General features: G+C 67.0%; 17 protein-coding genes and 1 pseudogene. 9 read left to right on the top strand and 9 right to left on the bottom strand.

Going from position 1 to position 17,996, the window contains the following annotated elements; translation table 11 throughout:
- Positions 1-147 precede the first annotated feature (147 nt).
- Positions 148-459: a DUF3817 domain-containing protein gene (locus N5C18_RS15075; protein ID WP_279945054.1), complete on the bottom strand. Its 312-nt coding sequence runs from the start codon at positions 457-459 to the stop codon at positions 148-150.
- A gap of 145 nt (positions 460-604) precedes the next feature.
- Positions 605-1,549: a TIGR03571 family LLM class oxidoreductase gene (locus tag N5C18_RS15080; protein WP_279944960.1), complete on the bottom strand. Its 945-nt coding sequence runs from the start codon at positions 1,547-1,549 to the stop codon at positions 605-607.
- 66 nt (positions 1,550-1,615) lie between these two features.
- Here N5C18_RS15080 and N5C18_RS15085 point away from each other — a divergent pair, with 66 nt between their 5' ends.
- The 5 genes from N5C18_RS15085 to N5C18_RS15105 all read left to right on the top strand — a co-directional run bounded on the left by N5C18_RS15085 (position 1,616) and on the right by N5C18_RS15105 (position 5,417).
- Positions 1,616-2,065, top strand: coding sequence for a GNAT family N-acetyltransferase (locus tag N5C18_RS15085; RefSeq protein ID WP_279944962.1), 450 nt, complete (start codon positions 1,616-1,618; stop codon positions 2,063-2,065).
- A 129-nt stretch (positions 2,066-2,194) separates the two neighbouring features.
- The gene (locus N5C18_RS15090) at positions 2,195-3,715 is read left to right on the top strand and encodes a thioredoxin family protein (RefSeq protein ID WP_279944964.1); all 1,521 of its coding nucleotides are present in this window, start codon (positions 2,195-2,197) and stop codon (positions 3,713-3,715) included.
- A 165-nt stretch (positions 3,716-3,880) separates the two neighbouring features.
- On the top strand, positions 3,881-4,510 hold the full coding sequence (locus N5C18_RS15095; protein ID WP_279944965.1) for a superoxide dismutase: 630 nt from the start codon (positions 3,881-3,883) through the stop codon (positions 4,508-4,510).
- Entirely contained in the window at positions 4,507-5,082 is a 576-nt protein-coding gene (locus tag N5C18_RS15100; RefSeq protein WP_053449968.1) for a flavin reductase family protein, read from the top strand. The genes N5C18_RS15095 and N5C18_RS15100 overlap by 4 nt, the downstream gene beginning before the upstream one ends.
- On the top strand, positions 5,082-5,417 hold the full coding sequence (locus tag N5C18_RS15105) for a tetratricopeptide repeat protein (protein WP_008267331.1): 336 nt from the start codon (positions 5,082-5,084) through the stop codon (positions 5,415-5,417). Before N5C18_RS15100 ends, N5C18_RS15105 begins: the two co-directional genes overlap by 1 nt.
- Positions 5,418-5,422: 5 nt before the next feature.
- On the opposite strand, the gene N5C18_RS15110 is transcribed toward N5C18_RS15105, so the two are convergent.
- Together N5C18_RS15110 and N5C18_RS15115 are read right to left on the bottom strand one after the other, a co-directional pair.
- On the bottom strand, positions 5,423-6,571 hold the full coding sequence (locus N5C18_RS15110; protein ID WP_279944968.1) for an acyl-CoA desaturase: 1,149 nt from the start codon (positions 6,569-6,571) through the stop codon (positions 5,423-5,425).
- An 11-nt stretch (positions 6,572-6,582) separates the two neighbouring features.
- Positions 6,583-7,653, bottom strand: coding sequence for a ferredoxin reductase (locus N5C18_RS15115; RefSeq protein ID WP_053449969.1), 1,071 nt, complete (start codon positions 7,651-7,653; stop codon positions 6,583-6,585).
- A 92-nt stretch (positions 7,654-7,745) separates the two neighbouring features.
- Here N5C18_RS15115 and fabR point away from each other — a divergent pair, with 92 nt between their 5' ends.
- The 3 genes and pseudogenes from fabR to N5C18_RS15130 all read left to right on the top strand — a co-directional run.
- A complete protein-coding gene (gene fabR / locus N5C18_RS15120) occupies positions 7,746-8,402 on the top strand; it encodes an HTH-type transcriptional repressor FabR (RefSeq protein WP_053449970.1) in 657 nt (218 codons plus the stop codon).
- A gap of 217 nt (positions 8,403-8,619) precedes the next feature.
- Positions 8,620-10,779: a TonB-dependent receptor gene (locus N5C18_RS15125; RefSeq protein ID WP_279944969.1), complete on the top strand. Its 2,160-nt coding sequence runs from the start codon at positions 8,620-8,622 to the stop codon at positions 10,777-10,779.
- Positions 10,769-11,308: pseudogene (locus N5C18_RS15130) on the top strand (thioredoxin-like domain-containing protein); the annotation flags it as partial. The gene N5C18_RS15125 and the pseudogene N5C18_RS15130, both read left to right, overlap by 11 nt.
- Positions 11,309-11,431: 123 nt before the next feature.
- Here the strand turns inward: N5C18_RS15130 and mntR are convergent.
- Entirely contained in the window at positions 11,432-11,902 is a 471-nt protein-coding gene (mntR, locus tag N5C18_RS15135) for a manganese-binding transcriptional regulator MntR (protein ID WP_049457402.1), read from the bottom strand.
- Positions 11,903-12,019: 117 nt separating this feature from the next.
- Between mntR and N5C18_RS15140 the strand changes: the two genes are divergently transcribed.
- On the top strand, positions 12,020-13,351 hold the full coding sequence (locus N5C18_RS15140) for an Nramp family divalent metal transporter (protein WP_274510630.1): 1,332 nt from the start codon (positions 12,020-12,022) through the stop codon (positions 13,349-13,351).
- Between the two features lie 92 nt (positions 13,352-13,443).
- Here N5C18_RS15140 and N5C18_RS15145 read toward each other — a convergent pair whose 3' ends face one another.
- From N5C18_RS15145 to N5C18_RS15160, 4 genes are all read right to left on the bottom strand, one after another.
- Positions 13,444-13,770 carry a thioredoxin family protein gene (locus N5C18_RS15145; RefSeq protein WP_006450185.1) on the bottom strand — a complete coding sequence of 109 codons (327 nt, stop codon included), beginning with the start codon at positions 13,768-13,770 and terminating at the stop codon, positions 13,444-13,446.
- Positions 13,742-14,221 (bottom strand): flavodoxin, encoded by a 480-nt coding sequence (locus tag N5C18_RS15150; RefSeq protein ID WP_204303704.1) that lies wholly within the window; start codon positions 14,219-14,221, stop codon positions 13,742-13,744. Before N5C18_RS15150 ends, N5C18_RS15145 begins: the two co-directional genes overlap by 29 nt.
- Before the next feature lie 13 nt (positions 14,222-14,234).
- On the bottom strand, positions 14,235-15,275 hold the full coding sequence (locus tag N5C18_RS15155) for a ribonucleotide-diphosphate reductase subunit beta (RefSeq protein WP_008267116.1): 1,041 nt from the start codon (positions 15,273-15,275) through the stop codon (positions 14,235-14,237).
- Positions 15,276-15,374: 99 nt separating this feature from the next.
- Positions 15,375-17,738 carry a ribonucleoside-diphosphate reductase subunit alpha gene (locus N5C18_RS15160; RefSeq protein WP_180880774.1) on the bottom strand — a complete coding sequence of 788 codons (2,364 nt, stop codon included), beginning with the start codon at positions 17,736-17,738 and terminating at the stop codon, positions 15,375-15,377.
- Positions 17,739-17,996 lie beyond the last annotated feature (258 nt).

The raw sequence follows: 17,996 nt of genomic DNA on the forward strand, positions 1-17,996 counted from the left end.
CAGCCGTAACAGGGAAGGATCGCCGGGTACGCCTGTGCGCCCCGCCCGGCGTCCGTCCCGTTCAAGGGGCGGACACCGCCCTCAAATGATAACGGCTCGTATTTGCATTTGATACCCATTCTCTTGAATGGGCGTGTAACAGTGGCTTCAGCGCGTTGCGCGCAGGCCCAGCAGGCCACGCCGCTTGAACCACCATTCCAGAGGCAGCGTGACCAGCGGCGGGCCGGCCGCCAGCAGCGCCAGCGCACTGGCCCACCACGGCCAGCGCAGGCGCACGGCCGCGAGCAGGGTGACCGCCACGTAGACCAGGAACGCCGCGCCATGCAGCGGGCCGAACAGTTTCACCAGTGCGACGTTGGCCATCGGGCCGTACTTCATCCACATGCCGATGAGCAGGCCGGCCCAGGTCACGGCCTCGATGAAGGCGACCACTGCGAACAGGCGTCCGGTCGGGTGCATGGGGGAATGTTGGGTCACGCGGGGCTCCGGCATCGGGAAATCAAATGCGAATGATACGCAGATGCACGCCCCCTGTAGAGTCGAGCCATGCTCGACTGCCGTTGATTCGGCGTATCCAGCAGAAGCAGTCGAGCATGGCTCGACGCTACAGTCGGCGCGCGGATACGTGCGGAAGGATCTGCTCTCCGATCTCGCGCAGCACGCTGTCCATCGGCCGCGCGTTGTCGACCAGGTTGAACATCACATGCGCCACGCCCTGCGCATGCACGCGCAGCAGATAGTCGCGCAGACCGTCGCGGCCGACCTTCAGGCCCAGCGGCAGCGGCTCGGGCGGTGCCTGCGGGTCTGCCTGCAGGTCCAGCAGCATCGACTGCACGAACGGTTTGCCTGCCCCGCCGCGTTGCACGAGCGCCTGCTGCCACAAGCCGATGCGCCCTTCCTGCGCAGCCTCCTCGCGGTGATAGGTGGCCCAACCCTCGGCCTCGCGCGCGATCCACTGCAGGCTCTGCCGCGCCGTGCCCACCACCAGCATCGGAATGCGCGTGGCCGGCGCCGGCAGCACATCGAAGCCGCCGGTCGCCCGCAGCACCGCGGCCCGCTCATCGGCATCAGGTGACAGCGCCGCGCGCAGCAGCGACCAGCGTTCGCGGAAGGTCGCCGCCCTGCCCTCCAGGTCCTCGCCGAAGGCGGCGAACTCTTCCGGTCGATCGCCCGATCCCAGCCCCAGCACGAAACGTCCATCGCTGATCCGGTCCAGGCTCAGTGCCGACTTCGCCACCTGCAGCGGTTGCCGCAGCGGCAGCACGATGGCCGCACTGCCGACCGCGATGCGCTCGGTCGCGGCAGCCAGCATGCCCAGCCACAGGAACGGATCGTCCAATGCGCTGGCCGTCGCATCCGGCCCTTGCGGCACCATCAGCGGCACGTCGCGCGTCCACAGTGCGGCGAAGCCCAGATCGTCGGCCAGCCGCGCGATGCGCCGCGCCTCGCGTGGATCGGCCAGCCCATGCGCCGCAACGGGCGTCATCAGGCCCAGGCTCAGCCCTTGTTGCGGAAACAACGAAGCGTAGGCGGGATTGAATTCACTCATGCCGCCAGCTTAGCGTGCAGGTACCCGGCGACGCTGACGCGCCACATACCACGGGAAGAACGCTGCATGCCGAAGATCCGCCCCGCCCATGCCGATGACCTGCCTGCGATCAGCGGGGTGTGCCTGGCCGCGTTCAACGAGGCCGTGGCGCCGCCGCTCAGCGCGACCGGCATCGCCACCTTCGGTAGCGTTGCGGCCGCCGATGCGTTCGGCGCACGCCTGCAGGGCGACAACCTCATCCTCGTCGCCGAGCAGGACGCACGCGTGGTCGGCGTGGTCGAACTGAAGGAGGGACGGCACCTGGCGATGCTGTTCGTCGATCCCGCCTGCCAGGGCCAGGGCATCGGCCATGCCTTGTTCGAAGCGGTGCTTCCGCAGGTGCGCGGGCCGATGCTGACCGTCCGCGCCTCGCTCAATGCAGTGCCGACCTACCTGCGCTATGGCTTCGTGCTGGATGGCGAGGTTGGCGAGTTCAATGGGTTGGTGTATCAGCAGATGGTGTGGGCAGCGGCCTGAAGGCATCCTCCTGGCATTGACCGGCAATGCCCGACGGGCGTCATGCCCTGCAGCGCGCCCGTCATAAGCAAACTGAATCAGCACGTTCCCCGGCCCTTCCTACAATGGCCTGTCACCCCGCCCTTCGAGATGCTGCCGATGCGCGTCGCGCTTTCCGTGTTGCTGCTGGCCTCGGCGCTGAGCGCCTGCACGCCAGCCCCGGTGTCCACCGCCAACTCCGCCGAAGCCCCGGCACCGGCCACCGCCATCGCCTGGCGCCAGGGCGACGTCGACGATGCGTTCGCCGAGGCCGCCGACAGCGGCAAGCCGGTGCTTCTGTACTGGGGCGCGGTCTGGTGCCCGCCCTGCAACCAGCTCAAGGCCGGCCTGTTCAAGGACCCGGCCTTCATCGCACTGACCGGCAAGTTCGTGCCGGTCTACCTGGATGGCGACGAGGAAGGGGCGCAGGCGTGGGGCGAGCGCTTCGGCGTACGCGGCTACCCGACCCTGATCGTGCTCGACCCGCAGCGCAACGAAATCACCCGCGTGGCCGGTGGCAACGACGCGGCCGAACTGACCCGCGCACTGACCGTGGCCGCCGGACGCCGCAGCGCAGTCGCTGCCACACTGGCCACCGCGCTGGCGACGCCGGACAGGCTGGCCGCCGAGGACTGGCAGGTGCTGGGCGACTACGGCTGGGAAGTGGATGCCAACCGCCTGGCCGGCGAACGCAGGAGCGAGGACGTGCTGCGGCAGCTATCCAAGGCGGCGCCGGAGGCTACCCTGCAGCGTCGTTTCGCGCTGCTGGCGCTGGCCACCGCGGAGAAACCGAGCGCCTCGCCCACCGAAGTCCGTGAGCTGCTGCAGGCGGTACTGGCCCAGCCGGCCGAGGTACGCCGCAACCGCGAGCTGCTGGGCTATGCCGGCGCCACGCTGGTCAAGCAGGCCAGTGCCGGCCCGGCCACCCGCACTACGCTGGGCCAGCAGTTGCTGGTGGCGCTGGAACGCGCCGACGCAGAGCGCGGCGACCGCGCCGACGACGCGCTGTCGCGGGCCCTGACAGAGGTGTCGCTGGCCCGCCAGCAGCAACCGAAGGGCGCGCTACCGGCGGCGCTGGTGGCGCGGGTCAAGCAACGCGTCGCCGCGGCCGATGCTGCCGCCACCGATGCCCATGCGCGCCAGGCCACGATCAGCAGCGCGGTCTATGCCCTGCGCGAGGTGGGTGACGACGCGGGAGCGGAAGCGCTGTTGCTGGCCGAACTGAAGCGCAGTGAGCAGCCGTACTACTACATGCCCGAGTTGGCCGAACTGGCCGAGCAGCGCGGCGACACCGCCGGTGCACTGGAATGGCTGAAGCGTGCCTACGACGGTGCGCAGGGCCCGGCCACCCGCGTGCAATGGGGCGTGCTGTACGTGGAAGGGTTGCTGAAGCTGGCGCCGGACGATGCACCGCGCATCGAGCAGGCCACCAGCTCGCTGATCGCCGAACTGGACGCACAGCCGTCGGGTTATCACCAGCGCACGCGCCAGCGTTTCGAGCGCCTGGCCGGGCAGCTGAAGGCGTGGAGTGGCAAGCACCAGGGCGCAGAGACCCTGGCGCGGTTGCAGCAACGGATGCAGCAGGCGTGTGGCGAGCAGGTCGACAGCGCTTGCAGGGACTGGCTGAGCTGATTGTGGTAGTGCCGGCCGCTGGCCGGCATCCCGATGTTGCCTGATTGCCGGCCAGCGGCCGGCACTACCACGCCTCTACGCCGCGCTTGACCTCAACCAATGTTGAGGTGCGATAACGATCTCCCCACGGCCAGCCCGCTGGCCTTCCCCACGGAGATTGCTTCGATGTCGTACTCGCTTCCCCCGCTCCCCTACGCCTATGATGCCCTCGAGCCGCACTTCGATGCGCGCACGATGGAGATCCACCACGGCAAGCACCACCAGACCTACGTCAACAACCTCAATGCCGCCCTCGAGCAGGCCGGCATCGCCGCGCAACCGGTCGAGGCGCTCATCGCCAACCTTGATGCGGTGCCCGAAGCGCAGCGCGGCGCGGTGCGCAACAATGGCGGTGGCCACGCCAACCACAGCCTGTTCTGGACCGTACTCAGCGCCAGTGGCGGCACCCCTGATGACGAACTCGGCGCGGCCATCGATCGCGATCTCGGCGGCTTCGATGCGTTCAAGGATGCCTTCAGCAAGGCCGCGCAGACCCGCTTCGGCAGCGGCTGGGCGTGGCTGACCACTGATCGCAACGGTCACCTGCAGGTTGAAAGCAGCGCCAACCAGGACAGCCCGCTGATGGGCGCAGCGGTCGGCCTGTCCGGCAACACGCCGATCCTGGCATTGGATGTCTGGGAGCACGCCTACTACCTGCATTACCAGAACCGTCGCCCGGACTACATCGGTGCGTTCTTCAACATCATCAACTGGGCCGAGGTCGGCCGGCGCTACCGCCAGGCCCGGGCCTCATGAGCGGCGAGACACTGCCGTACGCCGGGCCGTGGGCGGGGGTGTTCCCCGCCCCGGCTCCGGTGCCGTCGGTCGGGATGCCGCCGCGTGCATTGCGGCGGCTGCTCGGCCATTTCCCCACGGGCGTGGCGATCGTCTGCGCGCGCGACGCGCAGGGCAAACCGGTCGGCCTGACCATCAACTCGTTCGTGCCGGTATCGCTGCAGCCACCGCTGGTGCTGTGGAACCTGGCGCTGCATGCGCAAAGCCTGTCCACCTTCCAGCGCGCCACCCGCTTTGCGATCAGCGTGCTGGCAGCCGACCAGGACGCGTTGGCACGGCGCTTCGCCGATCCACAGGTGCGCGACCGTTTCGACGGTCTGCCGCTGCTGGAGGATGACGAAGACGCCCCGCCGCGCATTGCCGGTGCGGTGGCCCACCTCACCTGTACCCGCCACGCGCAATGGCCGGTGGGTGATCACCTGCTGCTGGCTGGCCGCATCATCGATGTCCACGAGAACGGGGGCGCGCCCCTGCTGTTCCATCGCGGCCGTTTCCAGCCGGGACCGCAGGAACTGCTGCAGGAGGTGCGCTGATGAACATCGAGGCCCTGGAATGCATGCTGGCCAGCGGCAAGGACGGCGCGCTGCTGCGCTTCGGCCTGGGCAAGGGCTGGCTGGATGCCGGCAACCCGGTACGCGCGGCGACCCATCTGGGCCGCTGCGTGGTGCTCGATCCGCAGTACTCGGCGGCCTGGAAGCTGCTGGGCAAGGCGTGGCTGGCCAGTGGCCAGCCGCAGGCGGCGCGCGAGGCGTGGCAGCGCGGGCTGAGCGTGGCCGGCAGCAAGGGCGACCAGCAGGCGCGCAAGGAAATGCAGGTGTTCCTGCGTCGCCTGGACCGCGAACAAGCGGCCCTGGCGAAGGCGGGCTGAGTGGATCAGCCCGCGTTGGCCGATGCCGGTGCGGACATGATGTCCGCCATCGGCAGGCGGCGCGGCTTGCTCGGGAACGCGTGGCGCAGGATGCGCCAGACCACCTGGCCGAACTGGCGCGGCAGCGAGCCGTTGTTGTAGTGCTGGCCGTAGCGGCGGCAGATGTCCTTCACTTCCTTGGCGATGGCCGCATAACGGTTGGCCGGCAGGTCCGGGTAGAAGTGGTGTTCGATCTGGTGGCTGAGGTTGCCCGACAGCACGTTGATCAGGAAACCACCGCTGATGTTGGACGAACCACGCAGCTGGCGAAGGTACCAGTGGCCACGCGATTCATTGCGCAGGCATTCCTTCGGGAAGGTTTCCGACTCAGCGGTGAAGTGGCCGCAGAAGATGATCACGTAGGTCCAGATGTTGCGCAGGCCGTTGGCCACCATGTTGCCCAGCATCACGGTGAGGAAGAACGGGCCGGCCAGCAGCGGGAAGTACACGTAGTCCTTCAGCACCTGGCGGGCCATCTTGCGCGCCACCGGGCGGGTCTGCAGCCACATCGCACGGGCACTCATGCGGCCCTTCAGCCAGCGGCCCAGGCGCAGGTCCTGCGCGGCCACGCCCCACTGGAACAGCAGCGCGAAGATCGGCGCGATGATCGGCTGCAGCAGGTAGAAGGGCTTCCAGCGCTGTTCCGGGAAGATGCGCAGCAGGCCATAGCCGATGTCATCGTCCATGCCACGCACGTTGGTGTAGGTGTGATGGCGGAAATTGTGGGTCTTGCGCCAGTTGTCGGCGGTGGCGACGATGTCCCACTCGTAGGTATTGCCATTGAGCTTGGGGTCGCCGGTCCAATCGAACTGGCCGTGCATGACGTTGTGGCCGAGCTCCATGTTCTCCAGGATCTTCGACAGCGCCAGCAGCAGCGTGCCGGTGATCGCGGCCGGCCACAGCAGCGGCATCCAGAACAGCGGCGAGAACGCGGCCAGGAACAGCAGGCCACGGCCACCGACGCCGAACCAGCGCACGGCGGCGGCCACGCGGCGGATGTAACGGGTATCGGAGGCGCCGAGGCTGCCGATCACACGGTCGCGGATCGCGTCGAGTTCCTCGCCGAAGGCATGCATCTCGGCAGTACTCAGGGCACGGTCGGTAGCGCGGGTCATGGCAGGCGTCCTCAGAGATCCAGGGTCAGGTCGGTGGTCGGCGCGCTCACGCAGATCCGCACCGGCTGCGCCGATTCGGACTGCAGGTCGCCGGTGCGCAGGTGGCGGGTAGCGCCACTGACGCGATCACAGGTGCAGGTGTTGCAGATGCCCATGCGGCAGCCGTGCTTGGGCTTGATGCCATGGGCTTCGAGGCTTTCCAGCAGCGAGCGGCCGCGCGGCACGCTCAGCTGGCGGCCACTGCGTGCCAGCGTCAACGACACCTCGCCTTCGCTGCTGGCATCGAGCAACGGCACCGGCGGGGTGAAGGCCTCGGCCTGGAAGCCCGCCACCTGATGCGCCAGGCGTTCACGTGCGGCGGCGACGAACCCATCCGGGCCGCAGGCCAGCACATGGCGCTGTGCCAGCGGCGTGTCATCGCCGGGCACCTGCAGGTCATGGCTGCCGATGCGCGCGGCCGGGATGTCGCCTTCGCGGGTGGCCAGCAGATGCACGCGCAGATTCGGCTGCGCCGCCGCCAGCGCCTGCAGTTCATCACGGAACTGCAGATGGGCGGCAGTGCGCTCCCAGTAGAACAGGTCGACCGGTGCCGCCAATGGGCGCTGGCAGGCTTCGCGCAGAAGGCTTCGCATCGGCGTGATGCCGCTGCCGGCAGCCAGCAGCAGCACCGGCGCGGCGGCGGGCATGTGGAACTCGCCGAACGCGGCATCGACACGGAACAGCTCGCCCGGCCGTGCGTGGTTGACCAGATGCTGGCTGACCCGGCCGCCCTCGACCGCCTTGACGGTAATCGCCAGCTCGCGTCGCCCAAGCACCGTGGGGCTGTAGCTGCGCTGCCACACACGTCCTTCAATTTCCACGCTCAGGGTCACGTGCTGGCCGGCGCGCATGCCGGCCCAGTGCCGGTTGGTGCGCAGCACCAGGGTTGCCGCGCCCTCACCGGCCGGCTCACGCCGTACCAGGCGGGCCATCGGCTCACGCAGGGTCCACAGAGGATTCAGCTGACCTGCCCAGAAATCGAACAGCGTCGGCGACACCCAGCGGTGCGGAGAAAACAGGGAAGGACGGACGACAGCGCTCATGGGCGCACTATACGGGCGCACATACACCTGTGTATACATGTGTATATTGAACCGGATTGGGTATGATTCAGCCTTGCCCCACCGGAACACCCATGGCCGCCGCCACCGCCCTGACGCCGAACGAAGATGCCAACAGCCCGACCCGCCGAACGGTGAGCCGCGAGGATCTGCTGGCTGCCGCGCTGAAGCTGATCGGGCCGCACCGCAGCCTGTCCACGCTGAGCCTGCGTGAAGTGGCCCGCGAGGCGGGCATCGCACCGAACAGCTTCTATCGGCAGTTCCGCGACATGGACGAACTGGCCGTGGCCCTGATCGACGTGGCCGGCCGCTCGCTGCGCACCATCATCGGCGAGGCCCGCCAGCGCGCCACCTCCAGCGCCAGCAGCGTGGTGCGGGTGTCGGTGGAGACCTTCATGGAGCAGCTGCGTGCCGACGACAAGCTGCTGCACGTGCTGCTGCGCGAAGGGGCCGTCGGCTCGGACGATTTCAAGCACGCCGTCGAACGCGAGCTGCACTATTTCGAGGAAGAGCTGCAGCACGACCTGGTGCGCCTGGCCGCCCTGGATGGTGCGGTCCTGCACAAGCCGGAACTGGTCTCGATGGCGATCACCCGCCTGGTGTTCGCGATGGGCGCGTCGGCCATGGACCAGCCTCCGGAGAACGACCCGGAACTGGTCGAGCAGATCTCCACGATGATCCGCATGATCATCGTCGGCGCCCGCACCCCCGCCGCCTTCCGCCGCGGCTGACAAGACGCGAATCGTGCATCGCGGTACATGACCACCGGCAGGGTCGCGGCTTCGATATGTAATGTTATAACACCTGCATGATCCATCTGGATGCCTGGCGCGCGCAGAATTGCGGCGGCTTCGATATATAGCACTTGCTATATCTATGAGCCACTGCTTTTATATGCTCCAGCCAGGTCGCCCTCGCCGCCTTTCCTCCCCCAAGGACGACGCCCTCATGCACGTTGCCACCCCGCTCTTCCATCGGCTGCCCCTGACCGCCGCCATCGCCCTGATCCTGCCGCTGCCTGTACTGGCCGCCTCACCGAAGCCGACCGAACTGGACCGCGTGCAGGTCAAGGTCAGTACTGCCACCCGCAGCGAACGCCTGCTGTCGGACGTGCCCATCCGCACCGAGGTCCTGCGCAAGGAAGACATCGCACTGCGTGCGGCCACCGACTTCTCGCGCGCCGCCGAACTGATCAACGGCCTGCGCGTGGAGAGCAACTGCCAGAACTGCAACACCAGCGAAGTGCAGCTGCTCGGCCTGCCCGGCGCCTACAACCAGCTCTTGTTCGATGGCATTCCGCTGCTGTCCACACTGGGCAGCGTGTACGGGCTGGAACAGATTCCGGCCGGCTTCGTCGACCGCATCGAAGTGGTCAAGGGCGGTGGCTCGGCGCTTTACGGCCCGGGCGCGGTGGCCGGCGTGATCAACCTGATCCCGCCGCTGCCGGCGCGCAGTGGGGGCCATGTGCAGGCAGGCGTGGATGTATTGAAGGGCACGCCGCAGAAGAACGCTGATGTGCGCCTGGACCTGGTCGCGAAAGATTCCGACGCCGGGCTGTCGGTGATCGCACAGCGCAACTGGAACAGCGGCATCGACTACAACGGCGACGGCTATACCGAGATCACCCGCAAGAACCTCAAGGTCGGCGGGCTGCAGGCCTGGTATGCGCCCACGCCGGGCACGCGGCTGCGCCTGGACCTGCAGGTGACCGACGAAACCCGCCGCGGCGGCAACCGCCTGGACCAGCCCGAATACCTGGCCAACATCGCCGAATCGCTGGATACGAAGTATCGCCGTGGCAGCGTGTCCTGGGATCAGGAAATCAATGCCGACGTCGATTTCCGTCTGGCCTATGCGTTCGCCGATATTGATCGCGACAGCTTCTATGGCGGCCTCGGCGACGTGGTCACCGATCCATCGGCGCCGGGCTACGACCCGTCGCAGCTGGACCCGAACGTCGCCGGCAGTGCCGCCTCGCGTTCGTGGCGGCAGTACGGCCGCACCCATAACCCGCTGCACTACATCGACAGCCAGTTGAACTGGCGCGTGGGCGCGCACGCGCTGGCCTTTGGTGTGCAATACAAGCACGAGGCGCTGCGCGACGACAACCGCAACGGTGCCGGGCAGCGTCTTGCGGTACTGGAGGATGCGCGCTTCCACAACCTGGGTGCCTTCATCCAGGACGAGTGGAGCCTGCGTGACAACGTGGACCTTGTACTCGGCGCGCGCGTGGACAAGAGCTCTGAACTGGACAATGCGGTGTTCTCGCCGCGCATCGCGCTGGCCTGGCAGGCCACGCCGAACCTGAAATGGCGCGCTGGCGTTGCCACCGGCTTCCGTGCACCGGAAATCTTCGTCGAGGACGTGCATGTGGATACCCTCGGCGGCGAACAGGTGCGCGTGCGCAACACCGACGGCCTGAAGGAAGAGCGCGCATTGACCACGCTGCTCGGCTTCGATTGGCGTTCGGACCCGGCCAACCCGGTCTGGAGCTGGGATGCCACCGCCTCGTATGCGCGCATCCGCGACACCTTCGCGCTGGGCGAGATCCAGCGCGGTGAAGACGGCCAGCTGAGCCAGCTGCGCTACAACGCCTCCGGCTCGAACGTGCTGGGCGCGGAAACCAATCTCGGCTGGCAACCTTCGCCGCAGTGGCGGCTGACCGCCGGTGCCTCGTGGTACCGCTCGCGCTTCCGCGAACCGCAGCGCATCTTCGACGACACCGGCGAGGGCGGCGGCACCGTCATCGAGAGCCGCGATTACCTGAAGACACCGCGCTGGACCGGGCTGGCCCAGCTCAGCTGGATGCCGGCCGAGCCGTGGGAAACCTTCGTGGCGCTGCGCCACACCGGCCCGATGTCGGTGCTGAACAACCGGCTGGGCCAACTGCACCGCACCCGTGCGTTCCTGGTCACCGATCTCGGTGCACGCTGGCACCGGCATCTGGGCGCACAGGCGCAGCAGGAAGTGTCGGTGGCGGCAGGCGTCAAGAATGTGTTCGACCAGCGCCAGAAGGACCTGGAAACCGGTGCACTGCGTGACAGCGATTACGTCTACGGCCCGCGCTTTGCGCGCTCGTGGTACGTCAACCTGCGCTATGCGTTCTGACACACTGCGAACACTGTTGCTGGCCGGCGCGCTGCTGCTGGCCGTGCCGGCGATGGCGACGGACCTGCACGCGCAGGTTTCGGCCTCGTTGATGCGGCCCGAGCAGCGCTCACTGCGGCCGATGCAGTGGCCGGCGCCGCCGAAACTGGTGGCACTGTATTTCGGTGCCGACTGGTGCGCGCCCTGCCACGCCTTCGTGCCGACCCTGCGCAGCGTGCGTGATGCCCTGCGCGAGGCCGGCGCCGATACCGAAGTGGTGTACGTCAGCCTGGACGAAAGCGAGGCCGCGTTGCGGCGCTACATGCGCGCGCAGGCCATGCCATGGCCGGTGCTTGACCCGCGCCGCGCCAGGCGCATGCCGGCGCTGCAGGCCTTGGCTGGGCTGGCACCGCCGAACCTGGTGCTGATCGATGCCGATGGCAAGGTGCTGGCCAATGGCTGGCAAGGCCGGCGTTACGAAGGGCTGCAGCCGGTGTTGAAGCAATGGACGAAGCAGGCGTGCGCGCAGCAACAGGCGCGCTGCCCGCCTGAATCTGTAGCGTCGAGCCATGCTCGACTCAGCACGCATCGCGCGAACAGCCGTCGAGCATGGCTCGACGCTACAGAAACCGGGATCGCGCGAAATGCCGCCGGGCATTGCCCGGCGCTTCCGCTACGGCGCCCCGCCCTCGGCCTTGCGCACGAACGCCTCGAACAACGCCAGCGTCTGTTCGCTGACATGGTGCTCGATGCCCTCGGCATCACGGCGCGCGGTATCCGCGTCCACGCCCAGCGCCAACAGGAAACGCTCCACGGTCTGATGGCGCTGGCGGCTGGCCTGCGCCAGCGCCTCGCCTTCCGGGGTCAGGAACACGCCACGGTACGGCCGCTGCACCACCCAGCCGTCACGGGCCAGGCGCCGCAGCATCTTCGCCACCGTCGGCTGGGCCACGCCCAGGCGCGTGGCGATGTCGACCTGGCGGGCCTCGCCGCCGTCGGCCAGCAGGTCCGAGATCAGCTCGACATAGTCCTCCACCAGCTCCATCCGGTGCGCCTCGCGCACTTGCCGGAAGCTCTCGACCTGGCGCTCGGCCTCGATCAAGGGGGTGCTCTTCAGCGATGTCGAATCGTCGGTCTTGCCCACGCCTGCGCCTGTCCTTCCGGTGTACTCCGGTGTTGAACCTGAATTCTGGACCAGCAACGCGATAAAGACGATTGTTTCACATTGCTAATGACTATAGCAGGAGCTATATTCGGACCCATGAACACCCTGGCGCCCCGCGACCCTTCGGCCTCCACTCCGGCCAGCCTGGGCGCGCTCAACGCGTCTGTAGCGGTGCCTGACAAGGGCCATTGGTGGTTCCGCCTGCTGGCCTTCCTCGGCCCGGGCTACATGATCTCGGTCGGCTACATGGACCCGGGCAACTGGGCCACCGATCTGGCCGGCGGCTCGCGCTTCGGCTACCTGCTGCTGTCGGTCATCCTCATTTCCAACCTGATGGCGGTGATCCTGCAGGCGCTGTCGGCGCGGCTCGGCATCGCCACCGGCATGGACCTAGCCCAGGCCTGCCGCGCGCGCTACCCCAAGCCGGTGAACCTGGCGCTATGGGCGCTGTGCGAAGCGGCGATCATTGCCTGCGACCTGGCCGAGGTGATTGGCACGGCGATCGCGCTGAAACTGCTGTTCGACCTGCCACTGCTGTGGGGCGCAGTGATCACCGCGCTGGATACGCTGCTGGTGCTGTTGCTGATGAACCGCGGCTTCCGTGCACTGGAAGCCTTCGTGATCGCGCTGCTGATGGTGATCTTCGCCTGCTTCGTGGTGCAGATCGCAATGGCCGCGCCACCGGTGATGGCGGTACTCGGCGGCTTCATCCCGCGTGCGCAGGTGGTGACCGATCCGCATGCGCTGTACATCGCCATCGGCATCATCGGCGCCACGGTGATGCCACACAACCTGTACCTGCATTCGTCCATCGTGCAGACCCGCGCCTACCCGCGCACCGATGAAGGGCGTCGCAGCGCGTTGCGTTGGGCAGTCACCGACAGCACCATCGCGCTGACCCTCGCGCTGTTCATCAATGCCAGCATCCTGATCCTGGCCGCGGCGGTGTTCCACGCCAACGGCCGCTTTGATGTGGAAGACATCGAGCAGGCGCACCAGTTGCTGGCACCGATGCTGGGCGTGGGCGCGGCGGCCACCCTGTTTGCGATCGCCCTGCTGGCCTCGGGACTGAACTCCACGGTGACCGCCACGCTGGCCGGGCAGATCGTGATGGAAGGCTTCCTTCACCTGCGCCTGCCGCCGTGGCTGCGGCGCTTGATCACCCGGGCGCTGGCGATCATTCCGGTGGTGGTGGTGATCGTGCTGTTCGGCGACCAGGGCGCGGTAAAGCTGCTGGTGCTGAGCCAGGTGGTGCTGTCGATGCAGCTGCCGTTCGCGATCATTCCGCTGGTCCGGATCGTGACCGACAAGGTGACGATGGGCGCACTGGTGGCGCCACGCTGGCTGGGCAGCATCGCGTGGGTCATCGCGCTGGTGATCGTGGTGTTGAACGTGAAGCTGCTGGTGGATACCTTCGCCGGCGCATAGCCCGTTGTAGAGTCGAGCCATGCTCGACTCGTCGCGCATCGCGCGAAAGGCAGTCGAGCATGGCTCGACTCTACATAAGCCGGGATCGCGGCCTACAGATACAACGCGATAGCCGCTTCAATCTGCTGCGGCGATTGGAATCCAGGCAGGCGCTGTCGTTCGTCTCCGTCACGGAACAGCGACAGCGTCGGCGTCTGCCGCAGCCCCAGTTCCCTGAAGAACGCCTCACCCAGCACCTCCAGCTGCACCCGCAACAGGGTCGTGCCCTGCCCCGCCACACTGTTCGCCACGCGATGCAGCGACATTTCCAGCATCCGGCATCCCGGGCACTGGTCCTTGTGGAAGTCCACCAGCACCCGCGGGTGCTCGGCCAGCAGCTGCTGGAACTGCTCAGGCGTGGTGGCGTCGATGATCTGCATCGGTGTTGCTCCAGTAATGGGCCAGGACCCCATCGGTCCAGGCCTCGATGGCCGCGGCATGGCGCTCGCCGTGCGGCATCTGTTCGATCTCCAGCGGCGGGTAGTCGCTGCCGAAATAACGGATCAAGCGGTGCACGGCGCCGCAGTAGTACTCCTGCCCCCACTGTGTCTCGCCGGTTCCGAACACCGCCAGCTGCCGCGGCCGCTCGCCGCGCTCGGCGATGCCGGCCACCCACGCCTTCATTTCCGCAGGCGTGCGGCCGGCGTTGTCGGTCCAGCAGCCGAGCAGCACCAGGTCGGCCTCGTCGGCCGCCAGCGGTGGCGCCTGGCGCAGGTCATCCGCCTCCTGCCAGTGAACGACATGACCCGCAGCCCGGCAGCGCCCGGCAATCTGCCGGCCAAGCTCGCGGGTGTTGCCGCTCAGCGAGGCCACCACCAGCAGAATGCGCAGCACCGCGCCGGGCTCAGAGGTCGTCGAAGCCGTTGTCGACGTTGGTCTTCTTGTAACTTGCATTGCGCATCTCGAAGAAGTCGGTCTTGGTCTCGGTGAAATTGTCGGCGTAGGCCTTGATCCACGGCATCACGTTGTCGGTGGTGTCGCTGTACAGGCGCTCGATGCCGAGCATGCCGGCCATCTTGTTGGCCCGGTACTTCACGTAGCGCGTCATCTCCTCCACGTCGATGCCGTCGATGCCATCCAGCACTTCCGACGACCACTGGGTCTCCAGCTCGATGGCATGCTCGAACGCCTGGTGCACATAGGCGGTCAGTTCGTTGGTCTGCAGCTCCGGGTTCTCGCCGATGATGGCGCGGATCAGCTCGCTGATGAACTTGGTGTGAGCCAGCTCGTCGCGGTTGATGAAGCTGATGATCTTGCCGGTGCCGGTCATGCGGTTCTGCCGCACCATGTTGTAGAAGTACGCGAAACCGGAATAGAAGTTGATGCCTTCCAGGATCGAGGACTGGATCAGCGACTTCAGCAGCGTCTCGGCGGTCTTCTCGCGCATGAAGTCGTCATACGCGCCCATGATGGGCGCATTGCGCTTGATGATGGTCGGATGGGTGCGCGCCAGCTCGAACACGCGGTTCTGGTTCGGCAGGTCGGTGATCGAGGCCAGCACATAGCTGTAGCTCTCGTTGTGGATCACCTCCTGCTGGCCGATGATTGCCGCGTTGGCGTGCGCGGCCGGATCGGTGATGTACTCGGCCACGTTGTAGATGAAGCGGGTCTGCGGCGAATCCAGCGTGGCGAGCAGGCCGATGATCGAGTCGTAGGCATTCTTCTCGCGCCCGGACAGCTCACCGTACTGGCGCGCATCGGCCTTCATGTCGACTTCGTCGGGGATCCAGAAGTTGGTCGACAGTTCCTTGTAGGCCCGATAGAACGACGGATACGGAATGTCGTTCCAGTTGAGGATGCCGCTGGTGCGTCCGTTGATGATGCCGGTGCTGCGGTTGGGATGGCGCGGTTCGAGGATCTTGATGCGGTCGAGGGGGGTTGCCATGGTTTTCTGCCTTCGTTCTCTTTCTATCGTGTAGCCGGCCAGCGGCCGGCACTACCCTGGATCGCGGAGTTGCCGGCCAGCGGCGGGCACGACCGTTGGTCAGCTCGCGCACCACTCGCATTCGCTGATGTCGATGTCGTTGGAGCGCACGTAGTAGGTGGTCTTCAGGCCTTCGCGCCACGCGCTCAGGTGCAGCTCCAGCAGCGTGCTGGCGCGGATCGTGCTGGGCACGTACAGGTTGAAGCTGATCGACTGGTCCACGTGGCGCTGGCGGCGAGCGTTCTGGCGCACGCTGGCGAACTGGTCGACCTTGTAGGCGCCCTTTTCGTAGTACGGCCAGGTCTCCAGCGACAGGCCGGGCGCGGCCACCGGCCGCCGGAAGTCCTTCTTTTCCTCGTAGTAGAACGCGCTGTAGATCGGATCGATCGATGCGGTGGAACCGGCAATCTGCGCGGTGCTCATGTTCGGCGCCACCGCCAGCAGCCAGCCGTTGCGCAGGCCATGCGTGGCGACCTCGCGGGCCAGGCTGTCCCAGGCCGCGCCACTGTAGCCACGATCACCGAAGTAACGGCCGTTGTGCCAGTCGCTGCCAGCGAACATCGGGTAGCTGCCCTTCTCCTTGGCCAGCTGCGCGCTGGCCTGGATGGTCAGGAAGTTGATGCGCTCGTACAGGCGGTCGGCCAGCTGTTCGGCATCCGGCGATTCCCACTGGATCGCCTGCTGCGCCAGCAGGTGGTGCCAGCCGAAGGTGCCCAGGCCGATGGCGCGGTACTTGCGGTTGGTGATCGTGGCCTGCGGCACCGGCAACGCGTTGAGGTCGATCACGTTGTCGAGCATGCGCACCTGGATCGGGATCAGGCGCTCCAGCACGTCGGTAGCCAGCAGGTCATCCGGCGCACTGATCGCACGGCCGAGGTTGATGGAGGACAGGTTGCAGACCACGAAGTCGCCCGCGCGGCGGGTGGTGACGATCTGGTCGCCGCTGACGATCTCCTGGATCATCCGCGTCGGGCTCATGTTCTGCAGGATCTCGGTGCACAGGTTGCTGGAATAGACCATGCCCGCGTGCTTGTTCGGGTTCTTGCGGTTGACCTCGTCGCGGTAGAACAGGAACGGGTTGCCGGTCTCCAGCTGGCTGAGCATGATCCGTTTGAACAGGTCGATCGCCTTCACCGTGCGGCGGCTGATGCGCTCGTCGGCCACCAGCTCGGCATAGCGGTCGCGGAAGCTGCCCGAGCCGCGCTTCTCATCGTAGAAGTCCTGCAGGTACCAGCCCTTGGCGCTCTTCACTTCGTGCGGGTCGAACAGGTACCAGTCGGCACGGCGCTCGACCGCTTCCATGAACAGGTCCGGCACGCACACCGAGGTGAACACATCGTGCGCGCGCAGGCGCTGGTCACCGTTGTTCAGGCGAAGATCGAGGAAGGCCTCGATATCGCGGTGCCAGATGTCCAGGTACACCGCCACCGCGCCCTTGCGCTGGCCGAGCTGGTCGACCGAGACCGCGGTGTTGTTGAGCTGCTTGATCCACGGCACCACGCCGCCGGAGGAATTGGGCACGCCACGGATCGGTGCGCCACTGCTGCGCACGTAGCCCAGGTAGGCGCCCACACCACCACCGTGCTTGGACACGCGCGCGATATCGGTGTTGGAGTCATAGATGCCCTGCAGGCTGTCATCCACCGTGTCGATGAAGCAGCTGGACAGCTGGCCACCGACCTTGCCGGCATTGGCCAGCGTCGGCGTGGCCACGGTCATGTACAGGTTGGACAGCGCCCAGTAGGCCTCGCCGACCAGCTGCATGCGCCGCTCCCGCGGCTTTTCTTCCTGCATCAGGTACAGCGCGATGGTCAGCCAGCGCTCCTGCGGCAGTTCGTAGACCTCGCGGCTGCGGTCGCTGGCCAGGTAGCGCGTGGCCAGCAGGTAGAGGCCGTTGTAGGCGAACAGGCGATCGCGTTCCGGCTCGATCATCTCGCCGGCCTGCTGCAGCTCTTCCTTGGAATAGCAGCGCAGGATGTCGTTGCTGTAGATGCCACGGTCGGCGAGGCTTTCCTGCAGGCCCACGTACGAGCCGTACTTCAGGCTGACGTCATAGAAGCGATTGCGGCTGGCGCGCTTGTACAGGCGGCGCAGGTAGATGCGTGCGGCGAACTGCTCCCACTCCGGCGCGACCAGGTCCACGCGCGATTCGGCCTCGCGGATCAGCAGGTCGACCAGGTCATCGGCACTGAGGCTCGGCTTGCGCTCGACCATCGCCTGCACCACGCGGCGATAGTCGCTTACATCCAGCTGCGGGAACTCCGCGTGCACGGTATCGATGCTGCGCTGCAGGCGCTCGGCGTCGAACGGCAGGCGACGGTTGCCGGCCTCCTTGGTGATCCAGGTCGGCACGCGCTCGCCGCCAGCGCGCAAAGCGTCGCCGGCGCCGGCCAGATCGGCCGCGCGGTAGGTGTTGTCGGTCATGGTCCTGCGTCTCCAGGCTCGCACGCACAGGGGCGTCGATGCCGTGGCAGCCCTGCACGCGATACCGGCGCACGGGGCGATCGGGGTGGGATGCCAACGCACGGGATCATCAGGTCGTCGGCATGCGCCTGCGCCTGCGGCCGGTATCCGGGCCGTGGGGGCGACCTGTGTCCGCGCGATGGCGGCCGCGTCGACACGGCAAGCCTTCAGGGGCGGGCCGCGAGACGTTTGCTGCATGTCCGGCGGCGGCGGCTGACC

Source organism: Stenotrophomonas sp. GD03930, assembly GCF_029839665.1.
Lineage (GTDB): Bacteria > Pseudomonadota > Gammaproteobacteria > Xanthomonadales > Xanthomonadaceae > Stenotrophomonas > Stenotrophomonas forensis.